Below are 21,779 nucleotides of genomic sequence, written 5' to 3' on the forward strand. Positions count from 1 at the left end.
CGGATCAGGCGACGGCGGATAGTCCGCAGAGGATGCCCGACAGGATCGTCAGGCCGCCGAGGCCGATCGACAGCGGGATGCGCAGCGCCATCCAGCCGTCCGGCGCGATCCCGCCATCGGTCAGGCGGCGATCGATCAGCAGCGTCATGATGACCGCCGATCCCAGCAGCACCAGCGCCCAGTGCATCGCGACGATATGGCCGATCGACAGCAGGATCAGGCCGGCACCGAACAGCGACGGCACCACCGCCCAGCTGGCGATATGGCCCTGGCCCCAGGCGGCATGCTCGGTCGTCCGCATCGCGAACCCCCACCAGATACCGCCGAGGAAGCTGAGGATCAGCGTCGCATAGCCGAAGGCGAAGAACGGGCCGACATCGCTGGGGCCGCCGAAGAAGCAGGTGGCGACTGCCGCGATCTGCGGCAGCAGCCCGGCATAACCGAGGATCAGGGGCGATTCGCCGACGCTGCCGGCCACCTTGCGCAGCGCGGGATCGGTCATGGACGCGGGCCGCATCGGTGCGGGGAAGGGGGCGGCATCGGCTTATCCTAGGTTTACTCGCGTGCCGGTCCAAGCGCGCGAGCGCCCCGGAGCGTTCCGCCCGAAAGTGTGGCAATTGCGGCCGCGGATCGCTAAGGCGCGCTGCATCCCCTCCTCCTGCCCGTAGGGACGCCCGCTTGCGCATCGCCTTTGCCTCCGATCACGCCGCCGTCGCGCTCAAGGCGCTGCTGGTCGACCATGCCGCCGGTCTGGGGCACGAGACGATCGATCTGGGGCCGGAAACGGACGCGCGCGTCGATTATCCCGATTTCGGCTACAGGCTCGCCGATGCGATCGCGGCGGGCGCGGCCGACGCTGGCGTCGCGCTCTGCGGCTCCGGCATCGGCATCTCGATCGCGGTCAACCGCCAACCCGCATGCCGCTGCGCGCTCGTGTCCGAGCCCCTGTCCGCCGCGCTGGCGCGCAACCACAACGACGCCAATGTCGTCGCGATGGGCGCGCGCGTGATCGGCCCCGATCTCGCCAAGGCCTGTCTCGAAGCCTTCCTCGCCGCCCCGTTCGAGGGTGGCCGTCACCAGAACCGCGTCGACAAACTGTCGCGAAAGGACTGATCCCATGAGCACCCAGCCCAACGATTTCAGCGATATCCGCCCCGACGGCTTCTTCAGCCAGGCCCTTGCCGACGCCGATCCCGCGATCTTCGCCGGGATCGCCCACGAACTGGAGCGCGAACAGACGCAGATCGAACTGATCGCGTCCGAGAATATCGTGTCCAAGGCGGTGCTGGAGGCGCAGGGGTCGGTCTTCACCAACAAATATGCCGAAGGCTATCCGGGAAAGCGCTATTACCAGGGCTGCGCGCCGTCCGACGAGGTCGAGACGCTGGCGATCGAGCGCGCCAAGCAGATCTTCGGCTGCGGCTTCGTCAACGTCCAGCCGCATTCGGGCGCGCAGGCGAACGGCGCGGTGATGCTGGCGCTGGTCAAGCCGGGCGAGACGATCCTCGGCATGAGCCTCGATGCCGGCGGTCACCTGACCCATGGCGCGCGCGCGGCGATGTCGGGCAAGTGGTTCAACGCGATCCAATATGGCGTCGATGCGACCACCCACCTGATCGACTATGACGAGGTCGAGCGGCTCGCGGTCGAGCATAATCCGAAGCTCATCATCGCCGGCGGCAGCGCCTATCCGCGCGTCATCGACTTCGCCCGCTTCCGCGCCATCGCCGACAAGGTCGGTGCCTATTTCATGGTCGACATGGCGCATTTCGCCGGCATCGTCGCCGCCGGCCTGCACCCGACGCCGTTCGGCCATGCGCATGTCGTCACCACCACGACGCACAAGACGCTGCGCGGCCCGCGCGGCGGCATGATCCTGACCAATGACGAGGCGCTGGCCAAGAAGTTCAACTCGGCGGTCTTCCCCGGCCTGCAGGGCGGTCCGCTGATGCACGTCATCGCCGCCAAGGCGGTCGCGTTCGGCGAGGCGTTGCAGCCCGGCTACAAGAGCTACATCGCCGCGGTGGTGGAGAATGCCAAGGTGCTCGCCGCGACGCTCAAGGAGCGCGGCTCCGACGTCGTGTCGGGCGGCACCGACACGCATCTGGCGCTGATCGACCTCACGCCGCTGGGCATCACCGGCCGCGACGCCGACGAGGCGCTGGAGCGGGCCGGTATCACCTGCAACAAGAACGGCATCCCCAACGACCCGCTGCCGCCGGTCAAGACCAGCGGCATTCGCGTCGGCTCGCCCGCCGGCACGACGCGCGGGTTCGGCCCCGCCGAGTTCCGCGAGATCGGCCATATGGTCGCCGACGTGCTCGACGGTCTGGCGAAGAAGGGCGAACACGGGGACCCGGAGGTCGAGGCGAACGTTCGGACCCGCGTGCGTGCCCTGTGCGCGCGCTTCCCCATCTACCAAGGATAAGCCATGTCGAAGATCGAAGAGGTTCAGGCCACCGTCAAGAACACCCCGGGGCTCGGCAAGAAGATGGCCAAGTATGGCGCGATCGGCGCGGTCGTGGCGATTCCGATCCCCTTCGTCGGTCCGGTGCTGGGTGCGCTGGTCGGCGCGGGCGTCGCCTACGCCAAGCGCAAGGATTGATCGCCTGAATGCGTTGCCCGTTCTGCGGCCATGAAGACAGCCAGGTGAAGGACAGCCGCCCCACGGAAGATGGGGCGGCGATCCGGCGACGGCGCCAGTGCGAGGGCTGCGCGGCGCGCTTCACCACGTTCGAACGCATCCAGCTGCGCGACCTGTGGGTGCTCAAGAGCAACGCCGCGGGCGGCATCCGGCGCGAGGCGTTCGATCGCGAGAAGCTGCTGCGCTCGGTATCGATCGCGACGCGCAAGCGTCCGATCGAACCGGTCCGGATCGAGAAGCTGGTCAGCGGCATCCAGCGCCAGCTCGAGACGCAGGGCGAGAGCGAAGTGTCGTCGAAGCGAATCGGCGAAATGGTGATGGACGGGCTCAAGGGCCTCGATTCGGTCGCCTATATCCGCTTCGCCAGCGTCTATCGCGATTTCAGCGAGGCGCGCGATTTCGAGGAATTCGCCGGCACCGTCGAACAGGCAGGGCGCATCGAATGAATCCCGTCATCGTCCTGGTCCGCCCGCAGCTCGGCGAGAATATCGGCAAGGCCGCGCGCGCCATGCTCAATTTCGGCCTCACCGACATGCGGCTGGTCAGCCCGCGCGACGGCTGGCCCAACCCGATGGCCGGCCCCGCCGCCAGCGGCGCCGACGTCGTGCTGGAACGTGCGCAGGTCTTCGACAGCGTCGCCGACGCGGTCGCCGACTGCGCCCATGTCTACGCCACCACGGTGCGGAAGCGCGGCGTCACCAAGCCGGTGGTGACGCCGGAGGTCGCCGCGCGCGATGTGCATGGCGCGCCGGAGCGTTCGGCGATCCTGTTCGGGCCGGAGCGTTCGGGGCTGGAAACCGACGACGTCGCGCTGGCACGCACGATCATCACCGTGCCGATCAATCCGGAGTTCGGCAGCCTCAACCTCGCGCAGGCGGTGATCCTGGTCGCTTACGAATGGTCGAAGGGGCAGGGGCTCGCACAACCCTCGATCAACCCGATCGAGCCGGCCGCGCCGCACGAGGAACTGGAGGGGATGATTCGCCAGCTCGACGCGATGCTGGAGCGCGCCAATTTCTTCTTCCCCCCCGAACGCGTCGTCACCACGCGCCGGACGCTGCGCACGTTGCTCACCAAGCCGGGCTGGTCGTCGCAGGAGGTGCGGACGATGCGCGGCGTGCTGTCCGCGCTCGATGGCGCGAAGGCGCGGCGGGTCGAGGCGCAGCAGCCTTAAGGCCGACCGTCACGGCGAGCGGGAGCGACGCATCGGGACACTCAGCGCGCGTCGAACGCCGCCAGTTCGTAGGCGATCGACGCCTCGACCAGCCGTTCCCACAAGTCCGCGACGATATCGCCCGGCAGTCCCAGCCGCTCCGCCTCCGCACGCGCATTGGCGATCACCGCGGCTTTCCGGGGTTCGTCGCGGACATGGCCGCGCTCGGGTTTGATCCGGGCCGCGGCATCCATATAGGCGAAGCGCCGCGCGAGCAGCGCGACCAGCTCGCGATCGAGCGCATCGACGCCGGCGCGGACCTCGGTCATATTGGTACAGTCGGGGCCGGGAAGGGTGCCGGGGGAAACGGTCGTCATGGTCCGCCGTGTGGCGATCCGCCGCGTCGCTGTCCAGCTTGACTTGACCAGCCGTCCCAGCTAGGCGCCCGCCTTCGCAACAGCCCCCGCACCCCGGTGAAGCGGATGGCCTGCCTCCTTCGGGATCAGCAGAGCGATACCGGGATCAGCCCCGCCGCATGGCTTGCCATGGGGTGGGACCACGTCGTTACAGTTGCCAAGGAATTATTATGTCGAAGCGCCATAGCGCCAAGCACAAGCTCGACCGTCGTCTCGGCGAGAACATCTGGGGCCGGCCGAAGTCGCCGGTCAACAAGCGCGAATACGGCCCGGGCCAGCACGGCCAGCGCCGCAAGGGCAAGGTGTCGGACTTCGGCATCCAGCTGCGCGCCAAGCAGAAGCTCAAGGGCTATTACGGCGACGTCACCGAGAAGCAGTTCCGCGCCTGCTATCACGAGGCCGCCCGCATGAAGGGTGATACCAGCCAGAACCTGATCGGCCTGCTCGAACAGCGCCTCGACATGATCGTCTATCGCGCCAAGTTCGCGCCGACGATCTTCGCCGCGCGCCAGATCGTCAGCCACGGCCACATCCGCGTCAACGGCGTGAAGTGCAACATCGCATCGCGCCGCTGCTTCGTCGGCGACGAGATCACACTGGGCAACAAGGCCAAGGAAATGGCGCTGGTGCTCGAGGCGCAGAACCTCGCAGAGCGCGAGATTCCTGATTACGTCGCGCCGGACGGCAACGCCAAGATCACCTTCGTCCGCGTGCCGACGCTCGACGAGGTGCCTTACCCGGTGAAGATGGAACCGAATCTGGTCGTCGAGTTCTACTCGCGCTGATCCGGGTCCTTCCGGTTTCGGATTTGGAAAGGGCGGTCCTGCGGGGCCGCCCTTTTTGATTCGCGTGCCGGTGCTGCGTGTGATCCCATGTGAGGCGCGGAGGACGCGGAGGGTGGCCCGTACGGACGATCCGGGCGGCTCCCGATGTTGCGTGAAGCGCCTCCGGCGCGGCGCGCGTTACTCTCCGAGTCCTCCGCGCCTCCGCGCGCAAAACCCCGTCTCCCACAACCGTGGACAAGCCGGCGACCCGGCGGCAAAAGGCGCGCAACGCTGTCCATCCCACGCGGAGTACCCAATGCGTCGCCTCCTTATCGCCGCCCTGCTCGCCACGCCGGCAATGGCAGCCGCCCAGACCGCCCCCCAGATTTCCGTCGACACGCTGAAGGCGGTGACGAAGACGCTGTCCTCCGACGCCTTCGAGGGCCGCGCGCCCGGCAGCGCCGGCGAGGAAAAGACGCTCGCCTATCTCCAGCAGCAGTTCGAGAAGGCGGGGCTGAAGCCCGGCAACAAGGGGCGGTGGCTGCAGGACGTGCCGCTGGTCGAGATCACCGCGCAGGCCGTCACGCCGCTGACGATCACCGGCGGCAAGACTCCGCTCAGCCTCGCCTACGGCCCCGACATGGTCGTCGGCACCTATCGCGTCACCTCGCATATCGACGTGAAGGACAGCGACGTCGTCTTCGCCGGCTATGGCATCGTCGCGCCCGAAAAGGGCTGGAACGATTATGCCGGCCTCGACGTGAAAGGGAAGACCGTCGTCGTCCTCATCAACGATCCCGACTGGCAGACGCAGGGCCTGAGCGGGCCGTTCAACGGCCGGGCGATGACCTATTACGGGCGCTGGACCTACAAATATGAGGAAGCGGCGCGGCAGGGCGCGGCGGCGGTGCTGATCGTCCACCAGACCGAACCCGCCGCCTATGGCTGGAACGTCGTCCAGTCGAGCAACACCGGCGCGGCGCATGTCGCCGATGCCGCCAACGGCCATATGGACGATACCGCCGCGCACGGCTGGATCCAGCTCGACAAGGCCCGCGCTTTGTTCGCCAGCGCCGGCAAGGACTTCGACGCGCTCGCCGCGGCGGCGAAGGTCAAGGGCTTCAAACCCGTGTCGCTCGGGGTGAAGGCGTCGGTCAGCTTCGACAACCAGATCAGGAAGCAGATCTCGCACAATGTCGTCGGCATCCTGCCCGGCCGCGTGGCGCCCGACGAATATGTCCTGCTGTCGGCGCACTGGGATCACCTCGGCCGCTGCACGCCGGTCAATGGCGACGACATCTGCAACGGTGCGGTCGACAATGCCGACGGCACCGCGGCGCTGGTCGCGCTGGCGGAGGCGAATGCCAAGGCCGGCCCCGCGCGCCGATCGATGGTGTTCGTCGCGCTGACCGCGGAGGAATCGGGGCTGCTCGGCTCGGCCTATTACGGCGAGAATCCGGTCTATCCGCTGGCGAAGACCGTCGGTGGCGCCAACATGGACGCGCTCGCGATGTACGGCCCGTCGAAGGACGTGATCGTCATCGGCCCCGGCAAATCGCAGCTCGACGATTATCTGACCGCCGCGCTCAAGCGGCAGGGCCGCACCGCGACGCCGGAGCCGACCCCGGAAAAGGGCTTCTACTATCGCTCCGACCATTTCAGCCTGGCGAAGCACGGCGTGCCGATGGTCTATTTCGAAACCGGCCAGAATCTCGTCAACGGCGGCCTCGCCGCGGGTCGGGCGGCGGCGAAGGATTACGAGGAGAATCGCTATCACGCGCCCTCCGACGAATATGATCCCAACTGGGACTGGAGCGGGGTGCAGCAGGACGTCGCGCTCTATTATATGCTGAGCCGCGATCTGGCGGAGAGTCGCGCCTGGCCGAACTGGATGCCGGGCGACGAATTCCGCGCCATCCGCGACCGCAGTCGCGCCACCGTGACGGGAGCCGCCAAGTGAAGTCGACGATCGCTCCGCCCGCCGAATGGGCGCCGCACAAGGCGGTATGGATCGGTTTCCCGAGCCATCCCGAATTGTGGGAGGACGACCTCGATCCCGCGCGGGCGGAGGTGGTCGCCTTCGCCCGTGCCGTGCATGCGGAGGGGCGCGGCGAAACCGTGATCCTCGTCGCCGCCGATGCCGAGGCGGGCGCCGCGGCGAGCGCGATGGCGCCGTTCTCCGAGGTAGTGGTCGAACCGTTCGGCGACATCTGGCTGCGCGACACCGGTCCGATCGTGCTCGGCACCGGCGAGGCGCGCGATTTCGGTTTCAACGGCTGGGGCGGCAAGTACGACCTGCCCGGCGACGACACGATCGGGCTGCGGCTGGCGAAGCAGCGCGGCAAGCCGGTCGGCTATTGCAACTGGGTGCTCGAAGGCGGCGCGATCGACGGCGACGGCACCGGCGTCGTCGTCACGACCGAACAATGCCTTCTCAACCCCAATCGCAACCCCACGCTGGACAAGGTGCAGATCGAGGCGCGCCTGCGCGACGACCTCGGCCTGACGCGGGTCGTGTGGCTCGGCGACGGGCTGCTCAACGACCATACCGATGGCCATGTCGACAACCTCGCGCGCTTCGTCGCGCCGGGGCGGCTCGCGCTGCCGGAGGCGGCGGAGAACGACCCCAACTGGCAGGTCTATCAACATGCCGCGCGCGACGCCCATGCGGCGGGGCTGGAGGTGGTGACGATCCCGTCGCCGGGCCGCGTGCTCCGCGACGAGGAGGTCGTGCCGGCGAGCTACATGAACTTCTATATCGGCAACGCCGCGGTGGTGGTGCCGCTCTACGGCAGCGAGAACGACGCTGCCGCGGTGGCCGCGATCCAGGCGCTGTTCCCCGACCGCGAGGCGGTGGGCCTGCGCGCCGACCATATCCTCACCGGCGGCGGCAGCTTCCACTGCATCAGCCAGCAGATCCCGGCGCAGGGGTGACGCGCCGGGTCTGCGGCCTTATGTGGCGCGCATGACCCAGATCACCGTCGCCGCGCTGCAACTCGGTTTCTCGAACGACATCGATGCCAATATCGCCAACGTCTCGCGGCTGGTCCGCGAGGCGGCGGGGCAGGGCGCGCAGGTGATCCTGCCGCCCGAACTGTTCGAGGGCGAATATTTCTGCCGCGTCGAGGACGAGGGGCTGTTCGCCAACGCCGCGCCGGTCGGCGAGCACAAGGCGGTGCTGGCGATGCAGGCGCTGGCCGAGGCGCTCAAGGTCACCATCCCGACCAGCTTCTTCGAGGCGGACGGTCCGCATCACTATAACAGCCTCGCGATGATCGGTCCCGATGGCGAGGTGCAGGGCGTCTATCGCAAGAGCCACATCCCCGACGGCCCCGGCTATGAGGAGAAATTCTACTTCCGCCCCGGCAACACCGGGTTCAAGGTCTGGCCGGCGCCGCCGACCGCGCCCGGCTGGACGCTCGGCGTCGGCGTGTGCTGGGACCAATGGTATCCGGAAACCGCGCGCGCGATGATGCTGATGGGCGCGGAACTGCTGTTCTACCCCACCGCGATCGGCAGCGAGCCGCATGACACCAGCCTCGACACCGCCCGGCTGTGGCGGCGCGCGATGGTCGGCCATGCGGTGTCGAACGTCGTGCCGGTGATCGCCGCCAACCGCATCGGCGTCGAACACGGCCAGACCTTCTACGGCACCAGCTTCATCACCGACGAACGCGGCGACATCCTCGCCGAGCTCGGCCGGGAGGAGGAGGGCGTGATCGTCGCGACGCTCGACCTGCAGCGGATCCGGCGGCACCGCGCCGCCTTCGGCTTCTTCCGCGATCGCCGGCCGGAGCTGTACGGCCGGCTGGTTCAGGACATCTGATCGAGCGCCACCGCGCGCGCGAACACCGCGTCGAACATCGCTTCGGTCAGGCGGCCGGTGTTCTGGTTGTAGCGCGACGGGTGGTAGCTATCGATCAGGATCCGCCCGTCGGGCATGCGATGTTCGGCGAGATGGGCGAAGGTCGCCTTGGGCAGCCGGCCGCCCATCACCTTCACCGCCGACTGATGCGCGATCTGGCCGAGCGCGACGACGACGCGGACGTTGGGCAGGGCCGCGACCTCGCCATCGAGGAACGGGCGGCAGGTGCGGATTTCCTCCGGCGTCGGCTTGTTGGCGGGCGGCAGGCATTTGACCGCGTTGAGGATCATCGCCCCGGTCAGCACGACGTCGTCGTTGGCGCGATTGGCGTAGGTGCCCGTGCAAAGGCCGAAGCGGCCGAGCGTGGCGAACAGCAATGCGCCCGAATGGTCGCCGGTGAACGGCCGCCCCGTCCGGTTGGCGCCATGTAGCCCCGGCGCGAGGCCGACGATCGCCAGCCACGCCTGCGGATCGCCGAACGCGGGGACTGGCGCGTTCCACCAGGTCGGATTGTCCAGCCGCAGCGCGTCGCGCGCGGCGACGAGGCGGGGGCAGCGCGGGCAATCGTGCGTCGGTTCGACCGGCGCGATCGGGCCGGGGACGAGCGAACTGGGTGCTAAGGTCATCGGCCTCGCCTAAAGCGGGCGGATGGCGACGGCAATCTATGCGATTGGGATCGGATCGAATCGGCGGGGGCGACACGGCGGCCCGCGGAGCGAGGTGCGCGCGGCGATCGCGGCGCTCGGTGGCGTCGTCGCCTGTGCGCGAATCATGGATTCGGCGCCGCTCGGTCCGTCGATCCGCCGCTTCGCCAACACCGCGGTGCTGATCGCCAGCGACGAATCGCCGCCGATGCTGCTTGCGCGGCTGAAGCGGATCGAGGCGGGGTTCGGGCGGCGGCGCGGGCGGCGCTGGGGCGCGCGGGTGATCGACCTCGACATCCTGCTTTGGTCGGGCGGCGTCTGGCGCGATTCGCGCCTGACGGTGCCGCATGTCGCGCTGGCGCAGCGTGCCTTCGTCCTGCGCCCGCTGGTCGCGATCGCGCCCGGCTGGCGCGATCCGGCGAGCCGAAGAACGATACGACAATTGGCTCATAGTGTTGACCGACCGCGCCCCCGCCCCTAGGTGCGCGGACGCGATGGCGGGGGTCCGTAGCTCAGTCGGTAGAGCAAGCGACTTTTAATCGAGAGGTCCCGGGTTCGAGCCCCGGCGGACCCACCATCGTTTTCCCCAATCTGCCGCAGCGCGGCGTCAGGCCGACCGGCGGCGGCTCAGCGTGAGGGCGGCGATCGCCAGCGCCAGCACGATGACGTCGATCGCGAGCACGCTCCCCGGCGCGGTGCGGAACAGCAGCAGGTGGACGAGCGCGGTCGCGATCAGCGCCGCTGCGAGGATCGTCCGTAGCGCGACGTCCGGAAACCAACTCGGCCGCGCCGCCGCGGCGGCGATGGCGGCGGCGAGGGCGCTCCAGAAGACGGTGGCGAGCGGCACGTCGGGGCCGGCGAGCGCGCGCAGCCATGCCAGCGCGACGATCAACAGCGGCGTTCCCCAGATCACGACGCTCCAGCAGGCGGTCAGCCGCGTGCCGCCGAGCCCGCGCCGCTGGCGTTTGCGCAGCCACAGCGACGTGCCCGTCGCCGTCACCACGCACAGCCCCAGACCGAACAGGATATAGGCGATCTCGACCGGCAGGCCGGCGTAATTGCCGAAATGGAGATTATAGGCGGAGGCCGCGACCTGCTGGCCGATCGCCCCGTCGGCGAGCCCGACCGGGCCGCGCCAGCCGCCGCGCGCGTCGAAGGCATAGGTTTCGCCATAGATCAGCCGCCGCGGATGCTCCGCGATCACCTGCACGTGCTGGCCCATCGTGCCGGGTTCGTGGACGATGACATAGGTCGGCACCGCCTCGGGCACCCGCGTCCGGACCGCGGCGAGGGCGGTGGCGATGTCGGGCAAGGCGGCCTTCGCCGGGTTCGGCGCGGGTTCGTGGCCGAAGACGGGCGCATAGATCGCCTCGAGCTTGCCGCCGGCATAGGCGCGCGCGAGCATCGTCGTGCCGACGCTGCCGAGACCGATGAACGCGCCGGTCAGCGCGACCGCGAGGACGAAGGGCAGCGTCCAGACGCCGATGCGGTTGTGCCAGTCGGCGCGTGCGATCTGCGGGTCCTGGCGCATGCGCAGGCGGAAGGCGTCGCGCAGGATGCGCGGGTGCGCCAGCACGCCGGTGACGACCAGCGCCGCCAGCGCGACGCCGAGCGCGCCGACCAGGATCACCCCCCAGGTCGCGGGCAGGTGCAGATATTCGTGCAGGCCGATCAGGAATTCGGTCCAGCTGTGCGCCTCGCGGCCGACGATCTGACCGGAGCCGTCGACATAGGAGGCGCCGTGATCGGTGGTCACCACGCCGCGCGGCAGATCCTCGTTCGGCAGCCGGATGTAGAGGTGCGTGGTCGGCGGCTTGCCGCGGTCGCGGACCAGCGCCGCCTGCATCGCTGCCTGCACCGCCGCCGGCGACAGCGTCGCAGTCTCGACGATGTCTGGCTGTTCCCAGCGCTGCCAGCGGTCGTGGACGACGATCAGCGTGCCCGACAGCGCGATCAGGTAGAGCAGCGCGCTGACGAGCAAGCCGATCGCGGCGTGGCCGCCGAGCGCGCGCTGGACGCGGGTGCCGGTCATGCCGCGCACCACAAAGCGGTGCCGAGCAGCGCGGCGGCGGCGGGTGGGGCTACCATGCGGGCCGGGCCGGCGCGGGTCATCTGCCAGGCCATCAGCACCGCCCACAGGATCGGTTGCAGCAACAGCGTCATCACCATCGTGTCGGCATCCCCGGCACCGGCCCGCCGCGCCACCGCCTGCACGGCGAAGGCGAGCCATTGCGCCGCGCAGAAGGCGATCGGCACGACGAGCACGAACACCAGCACGCGCCGGCCGAGATCGTGCCAACGCCGCGGCAGCAGGATCGCCGGCGCCTCGCGCGGCGCGCGGCGCGTCTTCGCGGGCGAGGTCCAGCCGGCATGGAGGACGAAAGCGAGCGCGGCGGCGATGCCGGTGACGGTGCCGATCGCCAGTCCCCAGGCGCCATCGCGCGCCGCCAGCATGAGCAGCGCGGCGATGCCGAGCGCCCAGCCGGCGCCGGCGACGCCGCGTCGTCCGCCCCAGCCGAGCCGGACCAGCGCGACCGCAACGAGGATGAGGAGCAGCGCGGCGGCAATCACGACCGGTCGCCGATCAATAGCGCAGGCTGATCGTGCCGAGCACCGTCCGCGGCGCGCCATAGCGGCTCTGGTCGAAGGTCAGCGCGGTCAGATATTTGGCGTTGGTGACGTTGCGCACATTGGCGCTCACGGCGATGCGCGGCGTGAGGTCGTAGCGGGCGAGCAGGTCGAGCAGCGCGTAATTGCCCTGCGTCAGCCGGATCGGCTGGCCGGTGGTGACCGAATTGGTGCCGGGCTCGAAATAGAAGCGGCTCTGATATTGCATCGACGCGCCGAGCTTCAGCGCCGGCAGCGGCGCCGGCGTATAGGTCAGGTTGAGGCGTGCGGTGTTGCGCGGCACGAAGGTGCGCACCGCCTGGTCGTCGTCGCCGCGGACGCGCATCGTCGTGAAGCCACCGGTGACCTGCAGCCCCTGCACGGGATTGCCGCCGACCTCCAGCTCGATCCCCTGCGAGGTGGCGTCGACCCCGCGATAGATGGTGCGGCCGAGCACCGTGTCGAAGCCGGCCGCCTCGGCGGTGTTGCGCTGGCGCGCCTGGAACACCGCCGCGCTGGCGTTGAAGCGCCCGCCGAACCACGCGCCCTTCAGCCCCGCCTCGATATTGTCGCCCTTGATCGGATCGAGCAGGCGGTTGTTGGTGTCGAATTCGGTCTGGGGATTGAAGATGGTTGCATAGCTGGCATAGGCGCTGACCGCCCCGGTCAGGTCGAAGGTGGCGCCGACGAAGGGCAGGAAGCGCTTGTGGTCATAGGCGGTCGGCGCGCCATAGGAGGCGCCCTCGCTGCGCGCGTGCGTGTAATTGCCGCCGACCATCACCTTGAACGGATCGGCAAGGTTGAGGCGGACGAGGCCGTAGACCGTTTCGCGCCGGGTATTGGTGTCGAGGCTGAGCGTATAGGGCGTCGGGAAGTTCGGCCGGGCGAAGGTGCCGTTCAGGAAGGTGTCGAGCGGCAGCGACACGCCGATCGTGGCATTGTCGTAGCTGGAATATTGCCGGTAGCGCTCCGCGCCGCGCATCACGCCGAACATCACGTCGTGGCGGCGGCCCGCGATGTCGACCGGCCCGCCGGCATAGGCGTCGATCGTCAGGTTGCGCGTGTCGCCCAGGAATGCGCCCGGATAGCTGGCGATGCCGAGGCCGGTGGCGCGATCGGGATTGCCGTAGACGTAGAACAGGGTGTTGTCCTCGTCGGTCGCCTTGCGCAGCACCGAGAGCTTGGCGGTCCAGCCGTTGCCCATGTCATGGGTGAGGTCGCCGAAGATCTGGCGGTCAACGACGTTCCAGCTCGACCAGTCGGGCGCGTAATTGGCGGACCGCTTGTAGTCGATGCGGCTGCCGTCGGTGTAATAGAGCGGCAGCGCGCCCCACATCGCGCCGCGGCTGGTGTGGTCCTGATGGCCATAGCCGGCGCTGATGACGGTATTGGGGCCGAGGTCCGCCTCGACGATGCCATAGCCGGTCCAGCGCTTCAGCCTGTAGCGGTCGATATAGCTGTCGCTGTTCGCATAGGCGCCGACCGCCCGCGCGCGGACGCTGCCGTCGGCGGTCAGCGGCACGCTGACGTCGCCGTCCAGCCGCAGCGCGTCGAACGAGCCATATTGCGCGCTCGCCGTCGCCTTGAGCTCGCGATAGGGGCGCTTGCGGACGAAGTTGATGACCGCGGAGGGATTGCCGGTCGGCGAGAGCAGGCCCGGTGCGCCGCGCACCACCTCGATCCGGTCGTAGATCGCGGTGTCGAGCGACCCGGTCTGGATGCCGAACGAAAAGGGCAGGCCGATGCCGTCGATCTGGAAAGTCTGGATGTCGAAGCCGCGCGCCGAATAATAGACGCGATCGGTCTCGCCGGCGAAGACGCTGATGCCCGGCACCGTGGTCAGCAGCGCGTTGACGTCGTTGAGCTGGAAATCGGTGATCTGCGCGCGGGTGACGACGCTGATCGACTGCGGCGTCTCGCGCTGGCTGAGCGGCAGGCGCGTCGCCGTCCGCTGGTTCTTGACGCCGTAATCGTCGCTGCCCTCGCTGCGCTGGCCGGTGACGATGATGTCGTCGGTGCGCTGCGGGTCCTCCGCGCCGGTGGTCGAATCCCTCGCCGAATCGGCGGCCGGGGCGGACGCCGTCGGCGAGACTGCGGCGGTAGCGGCCAGCAGGGCGATCAGGGCGGTCATGTCGTCTTACTCCGTGAACTGCCCGAGCGCATAGCGCGTAAGCCGGCTATTGCAAGTCGTTATCATTATCTTGCGGAGGAAATGTGGCGATGGACTGGTAGGTTAGGCGCCGGCGCGAGGTGGGGAAGGGGTAACGGCCGACGATCCGGCACCTCGCCGGTCCGGACGGGTGCCGGCGTCCACCGTGTCGCGCAGTCGACGGCGGGGGGCGAGCAGCACGGCGGACCCCGGACCGAGTCCGGGGTGACGGGGCGAGCGTGTCGGGCCGGCCGCGATCGCGAAAGGGTCGTGCCGATCCGGCTCGCCCCACGCAGACTCGACTTCGTCGGTCGCGTCCGGCACCGTCGGGGCGTTCGCACGTGGACCCCGGACCCATGACCCAGCCAGCCCTGCCCTCCCATCGCGGCGCGCGGCGCCTTCCGCCGCTGCTTGCCGGGTTCGCGATCATCGCGGCGGGGCTGGCGGTGCTGCTGGCCGGCGCGTTCGCGACCAGCCGCTATCCCTTCGCCTTCGATCGCAGCATCATCCTCGGCCTGCGGCAATGGCACGGGCCGGTCTGGCTGCCCAAGGTCGCCGCCGATATCACCGCGCTCGGCGGCGGCGTCGTGCTGACGCTGGTGGTGCTGCTCGTCGTCGGCTTCCTACTGGCGCAGCGGCTGTGGCTGACCGCGCTGGCCATCGCATTCGCCAGCCTGACCGGCGGCTGGGCGGTCGACCTCATCAAGGGGCAGGTGCTGCGCGCGCGCCCCGATCTGGTCCCGCATCTGGTCGACGTCAGCGGCTACAGCTTTCCGAGCGGCCATGCGACGTCGAGCGCGATCGTCTATCTGACGCTCGCCGCGCTGGCCGGGCAGGTGACGCCCGAGCGGACCGCGCGCCGCTATCTGCTGGTCGCGGCGGTCCTGCTGGTCGGGGCGATCGGGTGCAGCCGCGTCTACCTCGGCGTCCACTGGCCGAGCGACGTGCTCGCCGGGTGGAGCTTCGGCACGCTGTGGGCGCTCGGCTGGTGGACCGCCACCGCACAGGCGCGAATGGCGATCGGCGGCGAGCGCTAGCCCCCCGCGCCATCCTCCCGTTCGGGTCCGGCGCGAACGGGGGAGGCGGCGCTTCGGCGGTTACGCCCGCTCGGCGAGCTTGCGTTCCCAGGCGAGCGCGTCCTTGACGATCGTGTCGAGGTCGTCGCGCTGCGGGCGCCACGGCAGGGTGGCGAGGATCGCGCTGTTGTCGGCGACCAGCGCGGCGGGGTCGCCGGCGCGGCGGCCCTCGTAGCGGCGCTGGATCGTCAGGTTGGTGACGCGATCGACCGCATCGAGCACCTCGTTGACCGAGAAACCACGGTTGTAGCCCGCGTTGAGGATGTGGCTTTGCGCCGGTTCGGCGACGAGCAGTTCGAGCGCGGCGACATGCGCGGCGGCAAGGTCGCTGACGTGGATATAGTCGCGCACGCCGGTGCCATCGGGCGTGTCGAAATCGGTGCCGAACACGGAGACGGCGTCACGCTTGCCGGTCGCCGCCTCGACCGCGATCTTGATGAGGTGGGTGGCGCCGACCGTCGACTGGCCCGAGCGGCCCTCCGGGTCCGCGCCGGCAACGTTGAAATAGCGGAGCGCGCAATAGTTGATCGGATGCGCCGCGGCGACGTCGCGCAGCATCGCCTCGGTCATCAGCTTCGACATGCCATAGGGATTGATCGGCACCTGCGGATCGTTTTCCTGCACCGGCACCTTCACCGGCGTGCCATAGGTCGCGGCGGTGGACGAGAAGATGAAATGCGGCACGCCCTCGCCGACTGCGCTCTCGATCAGCGCGCGCGTCGCGGCGGTGTTGTTGCGGTAATATTTGAGCGGGTCGCTGACCGATTCGGGCACCACCACCGATCCGGCGAAATGCATGATCGCGGCGACCTTGTGGTCGCGGATCGTGGCGCGGACCGCCGCATCGTCCTCGATATTCGCCTGCACCAGCGTCGCGCGCGGATCGACCGCCCAGTCGAAACCCGTGACGAGATTGTCGATCACGACGACCTCATAACCGGCGTCGAGCAGCGCGAGCACCGCATGACTGCCGATATAGCCGGCCCCGCCGGTCACCATTACCTTGCCGTTTAACGTGCTATTTGAAGTCACCGATCTGCTCCCGCCTTTTGCGCACTCTAACCTGTTCCTACATTGGGGCAAAGGAGATCGTGATGACGGAATACGCAACATTGGCCGGCGGCTGCTTCTGGTGCACCGAAGCGGTGTTCAAGGACGTGATCGGTGTGGAGAGCGTCGAAAGCGGCTATATCGGCGGATCGGTGCCCAACCCGACCTACAAGCAGGTGTGCGGCGGCGACACCGGCCATGCCGAGGCGATCCGCATCGGCTTCGATCCCGAGCAGTTGCAGCTGGGCGACCTGCTCGACATCTTCTTCGCGACGCACGACCCGACGCAGCTCAACCGGCAGGGCAATGACGTCGGCACGCAATATCGCTCGGCGGTGTTCCCGGCCGACGAACGGCAGGAGGCGGAGATGCGCGCCGCGATCGAGCGGGCGCAGGCGGATGCGGCGAAGCCGATCGTGACGACGGTCGAACCGATGGCGCAATGGTATCCGGCGGAGGATTACCATCAGGATTATTGGGAAACGTCGGGGCGTTCCAACCCCTATTGCATGGCGGTGATCCCGCCCAAGCTGCAGAAGCTGCGCAAGAGCTTCGCCGCACGGTCGAAGGCGGTGACGGCCTGATTTCGGGCTGCACGGTCATGGGGAGGGCGCCTTTCGTCGGATGGCGAACCGGCGCCCCAAGCCCTCCGTCACCCCGGTCATTGCGAGCGTAGCGAAGCAATCCAGAGCCGTACCAGGACGCCCTGGATTGCTTCGCTGCGCTCGCAATGACGGATCAGTTTGATGTCATCCCGCTCTAAACCTTGCGGGTCAGCGCCTTCTTCAGTCTTGCATGGGCGGCGGCCTTGATCTGGCAGATGCGCGCCGATCCCACGCCGAGCACCTGGCCGATCTCCTCGAGGTTCAGCTCCTCGACGTAATAGAGCTGGATGACCTGCGCCTCGCGTTCCGGCAGCGCGCCGATCGCGGCGATCAGCGTGTCGCGCAGGTCGCTTTCGGCGAGCTGTTCGAACGCGTCGGGCGTGTCGTCGGCGAACCAGGGCAGGTCGTCGGCATAGACCTCATCGATCGATTCGAACCTCACGCCGTCCGCCGTTTCGTAGTCCGCACGCAGTTTCTCCACCGATACGCCCAGTTCCGTCGCCAGCGCCGCCTCATCGGGGGGGCGGCCGGTTCTTGCCGTCACCGCGGCGATGGCGGCCTGATATTGCCGCCGGCGCCGCATCGCGCCGCGCGTCGCGGTCGCCTGCCGGCGCAGTTCGTCGATCATCGCGCCGCGCAGCCGGGTCTGGAGATAGGCGCGGAACTGCGCGCCCTGCTCCTGCGCCTGCCCGACCGCCTCGACCAGCGCGACGAGGCCGATCTGGACGAGGTCCTCGACGTCGACGATCGTGCTCATCGATCCATGGACGTGCCAAGCGATGCGGCGGACGAGCGGCAGATACTGCCGGATCATCGTTTCCTGATCGCCGCCCGGCCGCGTCGCGCGCGAATAGGTCAGCGGCTGGACCGGGATCATGGCGGCCGGCGCCGGCATGGGGACCATCCCGGCTGGCGCCGGCTGGGCGTCGCCGAACGCCAGTTTCATCGGCTCGGCGCTCATGCCGCCAGCGCCTGATGCTGCTGCGATCCGCCGATCACCGCGACGACCTCGACCGCCTTTTCTTCCGGCACCTCGAAGAAGGAGAGGACCGGCGTGTCGGGCAGCACGGTCTTGACCAGCTTGCGGATCGCGATGCGGATCGCCGGCTGGACGACGAGCGCGAACGGCTTGGCCTCGGCGATCAGCGGCTGCGCCGCCTGTTGCAGCGCATCGACGATGCGGCGGCCGAGGTCGGGTTCGATGACGTGGCGGCGCGACTGGTCGGCGCGGGCGGCCTGGCCGAGCAGCCCTTCCAGCTGCCCCTCCAGCGTCATCACGCGCAGCGGCTCGCGCACGCCGCACAGCTTCTGGATGATGAGCGGGCCGAGCTCGGGGCGGATCAGTTCGATGATCTCCTCGGCATCGGCGCTGCGGGTGGCGGCGACCGAGATCGCCTGCGCGATACGACGGAACTCCTTCAAGGGGATGTTCTCCGCGAGCAGGCCCTTGAGGACCTGGGTGAGGGTGGTGAGCGGCAGCGGGTTGGGGGTCAGCGTCGCGACCAGCTGCGCGGCGCGCTCCTTCAGCCCGTCGAGCAGCGACTGGACCTCGTCCGGGCCGAGCAGGTCGGTGGCGTTGGCGCCGAGCACGTGGTTGAGGTGCGTCGCCATGACCGTGCCGGCGTCGACGACGAGGAAGCCCGCGCCGGTCGCCGCATCGGCGTCGCCGGCGGGAATCCAGGTCGCGTCGAGGCCGAAGGTCGGGTCCTTCGCCTTCTTGCCGCTGAGGTCGCCATAGGCCTGACCGGTATCGAGCGCGAGCATCTCGTCGGGGGACACCTGATCCTCGCCCAGCACGACGCCGTTGACGAGGATGCGATAGGTGTAGGGCGCGAGGTTGATGTCGTCGCGCACGCGGCATTGCGGCACGACGAAGCCGAGGTCGCGCGACAGCTGGCGGCGCACGCCGGTGATCCGCCCCATCAACGGCGCGCCGCGCCGCGGGTCGACCAGCGGGACGAGGCCGTAGCCGATGTCGAAATTGACCTGCATTCCGTCGGTGACCTCGTCCCAGCCGATCGTCGAGGGGTCGACGGGGTCCTCGGCGGCGACGGGCAGCGCGGCGGCGACCGGGCGCTTCTCGATCTGGCGCAGCTTCCACGCGGCGAAGCCGGCGAGCCCTGCGGTGGCGAGGATGACGAGGTGCGGCATGCCGGGCAGCAGGCCGAGCAGGCCGAGGATGATCGCGACTGGCGTCCAGGTGCGCGGGCTACCGAACTGGCCGCCGATCTGGCCGGCGAGATCCTTGTCCGACGACACGCGGGTGACGATCGCGGCGGCGGCGATCGACAGCATCAGGCTGGGCAGCTGCGCGACCAGCGCGTCGCCGATCGCGAGCAGGATATAGCTCTTGGCGGCGGCGGCGATCGTCATGCCGTGGCTGACCGGCCCCAGGATCAGGCCGCCGATGATGTTGGCGGCGAGGATCAGCAGCGCGGCGACCGCGTCGCCCTTCACGAACTTGGACGAACCGTCCATCGAGCCGTAGAAATCGGCTTCGGTCGATACCTCGACGCGGCGCTTCTTGGCGTCTTCCGGGGTGATGAGACCGGCGTTGAGATCGGCGTCGATCGCCATCTGCTTGCCGGGCAGGGCGTCGAGCGTGAAGCGCGCGGACACTTCGGACACGCGGCCGGCGCCCTTGGTCACGACGATCAGGTTGATAATCATCAGGATCGCGAAGACGAAGATGCCGACGACGTAGTCGCCGCCGATCAGGAAGGTGCCGAACGCCTCGATGACATGGCCCGCGGCGCTCTCGCCCTCGTGACCGTGGACCAGCACGATGCGGGTCGAGGCGACGTTGAGGCCGAGGCGGAACAGCGTGGCGAACAGCAGCACGGTCGGGAAGGACGAGAAGTCCAAGGGCTTCTGCGCGTTGAGCGACACCATCAGCACCGCGAGGCTGATCGCGATGTTGGCGACGAAGAAGATGTCGAGCAGGAACGCCGGGATCGGCACGACCATGACGACGACGAGCAGCAGGATGGCGAGCGGCAGCGCGGCGCCGCGGCCGGTGGCGAGCAGCTTGTTCACGTCAGCGGCCCCCCATGCCGGCGAGCATCATATAGGCGAGCCGCGCGTTGTTCGGGGACGGGCGCAGCAGGCTGTTTGCCGCCGTCGCGCTCGTGTTGAGGCGCCCGCCCATGCCGTTCAGGGCCTGCGTGGCCCAGGCGAGCGCATCCTCGGCGCTTTCGTTGCCGCCGGTGACGACGGTCGAATCCCCCATCGCGAGCGCCTGCGCGGCGAAGGCGAGGTTGGCGTTGCGCGTCTCGGTGACGCTGTCGCCCGCTGCGCCGAGCTTGTCGGCGAAGCGCTGGTAGATCGCCGACAGCGTGCGTGGTTGGCCGTTGGCGGCGTAGAAGATCGAGCGGTTGGCGCCGGCCGCCTGCGGGAACAGCGACGCCGCGGTCGCGCCGGGGTTGGTCTGCATCGCCGACAGGAATTTCTTGGCGCCGCCGATGCCGAGGAAATGCGCCATGTAGAGGTCGGTGCCGTTGGCCGAACGGCCCAGCGCGCCCTCGAGCACGTCCTTGTTGTCGGAGGCATGTTCGGCCGCCATCAGCGATGCGGCGGTGGGGTCGTTGCGCAGATTCAGGATGGCGGAGCGGGTCGCGCTGTCACCGACGGTATAGCGCCCGCCGGCGGTCTGGCCGATGCTGTTGGCGGCCCAGCCGAGCCCGTGTTCCGCGCCATGTTTCTTGACGACCGCAAGCCAGCTCTGTTCGACGAACTGGTACAGGCCGGATGCCGAGGAGGTGCCGGCGCGCGCGCTGGCGTTCAGGCCGCTCTCGATCTTGGCCTGGCCCAGCAGATAGTCGAAATCGACGCCCGTCTTGCTGCTCGCAAGCGCGATCGCGGATTGGACGCGTCCGGCAGAAATCGGATTGACGGTCATTGCGGAAAGAACACACCCCTGTTGTCGATGGGTGTTGAGCAAGGACCGTGCCAGTTCGTCGCCCCGGCAGACGCCGGAACCCGTGGTTACGCCGACGTCAGCGTTGGAGCCCCGTCAGCCGCTGCGGTGGGTCCATGGATCCCGGCATGCGCCGGGATGACGGAAGAAGGGGCGGATGACAGGAGCCGTGAGACAACGGCAAAACCCCCGATCGCGTCAGGCGTAGGCCGAGACCAGCGTCGGGCGGAAGCCGTGGCCGGCATCGCCGGTCAGGATTTGCAGGCGGCGGCGGACATTTGCCGCCATCAGGTTGACGTAGATGCGGCAGGTTTCGTTCAGCCGGTTGGCTTCGTCGGCCAGCTCGCGGATCTCGTCGCCAGCGGGGCCGGTACCGAGCGAGGCGACCTGTTCGATGCCGGCAAGCTTGTCCTGCGTCGCACGTTCCAGCGCGGTGACGTCGTTCGCCTTCAGCGCGGCGATCTCCGCATGGAGCGCGTCGATGACGCGGATCAGGGCATCACGCCGCGTCATGACCGTCCCAGTTCAGCCGGAGTGCGAGGAGCCGGTCGGCGATCGTCGCCGGCAGGATGGGGAAGGAGCCGTTCTGGATCGCCGCCTTGATGAGCTCGACACGATCGCCGTCGACCGGCGGCGATGCCGCAAGCGACCGCGCCAGCGCGCCGAGTTGCGTATCCGTCGCAGGCGCCTGTTCTGCGGCCTTTTTCAGTGCGGGCTGCACCGTCGGCGCAGCCGCGGGTGCGGCGACGCGCGAGACGCTCCCACTTCCGTTCAGCGGCGTTGAGCCGATCGAGTCCACCATGTCCGCACCTATCTGTGTTGCCTGACACAGGGATAAACGGCCGGTTGCGATGCAGGTTTAGCAAAAAAATTTCCGGGGTCCGGAGTGC

General features: G+C 68.7%; 24 protein-coding genes and 1 tRNA gene. 13 read left to right on the forward strand and 12 right to left on the reverse strand.

Annotated elements, in window-relative coordinates; genetic code table 11:
• Positions 1-4: 4 nt before the first annotated feature.
• On the reverse strand, positions 5-502 hold the full coding sequence (locus B2515_RS05395; RefSeq protein WP_293874587.1) for a DUF3429 domain-containing protein: 498 nt from the start codon (positions 500-502) through the stop codon (positions 5-7).
• 176 nt (positions 503-678) lie between these two features.
• On the opposite strand from B2515_RS05395, the gene rpiB reads away from it, so the two are divergent.
• The 5 genes from rpiB to B2515_RS05420 are packed head-to-tail and all read left to right on the forward strand — an operon-like array spanning position 679 to position 3,818.
• Positions 679-1,113, forward strand: coding sequence for a ribose 5-phosphate isomerase B (gene rpiB, locus B2515_RS05400; RefSeq protein WP_293874588.1), 435 nt, complete (start codon positions 679-681; stop codon positions 1,111-1,113).
• A gap of 4 nt (positions 1,114-1,117) precedes the next feature.
• On the forward strand, positions 1,118-2,428 hold the full coding sequence (gene glyA / locus B2515_RS05405; RefSeq protein WP_293874589.1) for a serine hydroxymethyltransferase: 1,311 nt from the start codon (positions 1,118-1,120) through the stop codon (positions 2,426-2,428).
• 3 nt (positions 2,429-2,431) lie between these two features.
• Positions 2,432-2,605, forward strand: a complete 174-nt coding sequence (locus tag B2515_RS05410; protein ID WP_166753199.1) for a small multi-drug export protein — start codon at positions 2,432-2,434, stop codon at positions 2,603-2,605.
• 8 nt (positions 2,606-2,613) lie between these two features.
• Positions 2,614-3,090, forward strand: a complete 477-nt coding sequence (nrdR, locus tag B2515_RS05415) for a transcriptional regulator NrdR (protein WP_293874590.1) — start codon at positions 2,614-2,616, stop codon at positions 3,088-3,090.
• Positions 3,087-3,818, forward strand: coding sequence for an RNA methyltransferase (locus tag B2515_RS05420; RefSeq protein ID WP_293874591.1), 732 nt, complete (start codon positions 3,087-3,089; stop codon positions 3,816-3,818). The genes nrdR and B2515_RS05420 overlap by 4 nt, the downstream gene beginning before the upstream one ends.
• A gap of 41 nt (positions 3,819-3,859) precedes the next feature.
• On the opposite strand, the gene B2515_RS05425 is transcribed toward B2515_RS05420, so the two are convergent.
• Positions 3,860-4,174: a chorismate mutase gene (locus tag B2515_RS05425; protein WP_293874592.1), complete on the reverse strand. Its 315-nt coding sequence runs from the start codon at positions 4,172-4,174 to the stop codon at positions 3,860-3,862.
• 209 nt (positions 4,175-4,383) lie between these two features.
• Between B2515_RS05425 and rpsD the strand changes: the two genes are divergently transcribed.
• The 4 genes from rpsD (at position 4,384) to aguB (ending at position 8,803) form a co-directional block, all read left to right on the forward strand.
• Positions 4,384-4,998: a 30S ribosomal protein S4 gene (gene rpsD / locus B2515_RS05430; protein ID WP_293874593.1), complete on the forward strand. Its 615-nt coding sequence runs from the start codon at positions 4,384-4,386 to the stop codon at positions 4,996-4,998.
• Between the two features lie 295 nt (positions 4,999-5,293).
• Entirely contained in the window at positions 5,294-6,937 is a 1,644-nt protein-coding gene (locus tag B2515_RS05435; protein WP_293874594.1) for a M28 family metallopeptidase, read from the forward strand.
• Positions 6,934-7,911 (forward strand): agmatine deiminase family protein, encoded by a 978-nt coding sequence (locus tag B2515_RS05440; RefSeq protein ID WP_293874595.1) that lies wholly within the window; start codon positions 6,934-6,936, stop codon positions 7,909-7,911. Before B2515_RS05435 ends, B2515_RS05440 begins: the two co-directional genes overlap by 4 nt.
• A gap of 31 nt (positions 7,912-7,942) precedes the next feature.
• Positions 7,943-8,803: an N-carbamoylputrescine amidase gene (gene aguB / locus B2515_RS05445; protein ID WP_293874596.1), complete on the forward strand. Its 861-nt coding sequence runs from the start codon at positions 7,943-7,945 to the stop codon at positions 8,801-8,803.
• On the opposite strand, the gene B2515_RS05450 is transcribed toward aguB, so the two are convergent.
• Complete coding sequence (locus B2515_RS05450; protein WP_293874597.1) at positions 8,791-9,468, reverse strand: uracil-DNA glycosylase; 678 nt, start codon at positions 9,466-9,468, stop codon at positions 8,791-8,793. The two genes, aguB and B2515_RS05450, sit on opposite strands and share 13 nt — an antisense overlap.
• 22 nt (positions 9,469-9,490) lie before the next feature.
• Between B2515_RS05450 and folK the strand changes: the two genes are divergently transcribed.
• Complete coding sequence (gene folK, locus B2515_RS05455; RefSeq protein ID WP_293874598.1) at positions 9,491-9,967, forward strand: 2-amino-4-hydroxy-6-hydroxymethyldihydropteridine diphosphokinase; 477 nt, start codon at positions 9,491-9,493, stop codon at positions 9,965-9,967.
• A 20-nt stretch (positions 9,968-9,987) separates the two neighbouring features.
• A tRNA-Lys gene (locus B2515_RS05460) sits at positions 9,988-10,063 on the forward strand.
• 30 nt (positions 10,064-10,093) lie between these two features.
• On the opposite strand, the gene B2515_RS05465 is transcribed toward B2515_RS05460, so the two are convergent.
• Genes B2515_RS05465 through B2515_RS05475 form a run of 3 tightly spaced genes read right to left on the reverse strand, consistent with a single transcriptional unit; the run spans position 10,094 to position 14,224 of the window.
• Entirely contained in the window at positions 10,094-11,518 is a 1,425-nt protein-coding gene (locus B2515_RS05465) for a PepSY-associated TM helix domain-containing protein (protein ID WP_293874599.1), read from the reverse strand.
• Positions 11,515-12,057, reverse strand: coding sequence for a hypothetical protein (locus B2515_RS05470; RefSeq protein ID WP_293874600.1), 543 nt, complete (start codon positions 12,055-12,057; stop codon positions 11,515-11,517). The genes B2515_RS05465 and B2515_RS05470 overlap by 4 nt, the downstream gene beginning before the upstream one ends.
• A 13-nt stretch (positions 12,058-12,070) precedes the next feature.
• A complete protein-coding gene (locus B2515_RS05475) occupies positions 12,071-14,224 on the reverse strand; it encodes a TonB-dependent siderophore receptor (protein ID WP_293874601.1) in 2,154 nt (717 codons plus the stop codon).
• Positions 14,225-14,598: 374 nt separating this feature from the next.
• Here B2515_RS05475 and B2515_RS05480 point away from each other — a divergent pair, with 374 nt between their 5' ends.
• On the forward strand, positions 14,599-15,279 hold the full coding sequence (locus tag B2515_RS05480; RefSeq protein WP_293874602.1) for a phosphatase PAP2 family protein: 681 nt from the start codon (positions 14,599-14,601) through the stop codon (positions 15,277-15,279).
• 60 nt (positions 15,280-15,339) lie between these two features.
• On the opposite strand, the gene galE is transcribed toward B2515_RS05480, so the two are convergent.
• Entirely contained in the window at positions 15,340-16,317 is a 978-nt protein-coding gene (gene galE, locus B2515_RS05485) for a UDP-glucose 4-epimerase GalE (RefSeq protein WP_293874603.1), read from the reverse strand.
• A gap of 95 nt (positions 16,318-16,412) precedes the next feature.
• On the opposite strand from galE, the gene msrA reads away from it, so the two are divergent.
• A complete protein-coding gene (gene msrA / locus B2515_RS05490; protein ID WP_293874604.1) occupies positions 16,413-16,952 on the forward strand; it encodes a peptide-methionine (S)-S-oxide reductase MsrA in 540 nt (179 codons plus the stop codon).
• Between the two features lie 175 nt (positions 16,953-17,127).
• On the opposite strand, the gene B2515_RS05495 is transcribed toward msrA, so the two are convergent.
• The 5 genes from B2515_RS05495 to flgM all read right to left on the reverse strand — a co-directional run bounded on the left by B2515_RS05495 (position 17,128) and on the right by flgM (position 21,691).
• Positions 17,128-17,934, reverse strand: a complete 807-nt coding sequence (locus B2515_RS05495) for a sigma-70 family RNA polymerase sigma factor (RefSeq protein ID WP_293874605.1) — start codon at positions 17,932-17,934, stop codon at positions 17,128-17,130.
• Positions 17,931-20,009 carry a flagellar biosynthesis protein FlhA gene (gene flhA, locus B2515_RS05500; protein WP_293874606.1) on the reverse strand — a complete coding sequence of 693 codons (2,079 nt, stop codon included), beginning with the start codon at positions 20,007-20,009 and terminating at the stop codon, positions 17,931-17,933. The genes B2515_RS05495 and flhA overlap by 4 nt, the downstream gene beginning before the upstream one ends.
• 1 nt (position 20,010) lies before the next feature.
• The gene (locus tag B2515_RS05505; protein ID WP_293874607.1) at positions 20,011-20,871 is read right to left on the reverse strand and encodes a lytic transglycosylase domain-containing protein; all 861 of its coding nucleotides are present in this window, start codon (positions 20,869-20,871) and stop codon (positions 20,011-20,013) included.
• Between the two features lie 216 nt (positions 20,872-21,087).
• Positions 21,088-21,402, reverse strand: coding sequence for a flagellar protein FlgN (locus B2515_RS05510; protein WP_293874608.1), 315 nt, complete (start codon positions 21,400-21,402; stop codon positions 21,088-21,090).
• Positions 21,389-21,691, reverse strand: a complete 303-nt coding sequence (flgM, locus tag B2515_RS05515) for a flagellar biosynthesis anti-sigma factor FlgM (protein WP_293874609.1) — start codon at positions 21,689-21,691, stop codon at positions 21,389-21,391. The genes B2515_RS05510 and flgM overlap by 14 nt, the downstream gene beginning before the upstream one ends.
• Between the last annotated feature and the right edge of the window lie 88 nt (positions 21,692-21,779).

Source organism: Sphingomonas sp. UBA978, from assembly GCF_002292295.1.
Classification (GTDB): domain Bacteria; phylum Pseudomonadota; class Alphaproteobacteria; order Sphingomonadales; family Sphingomonadaceae; genus Sphingomonas.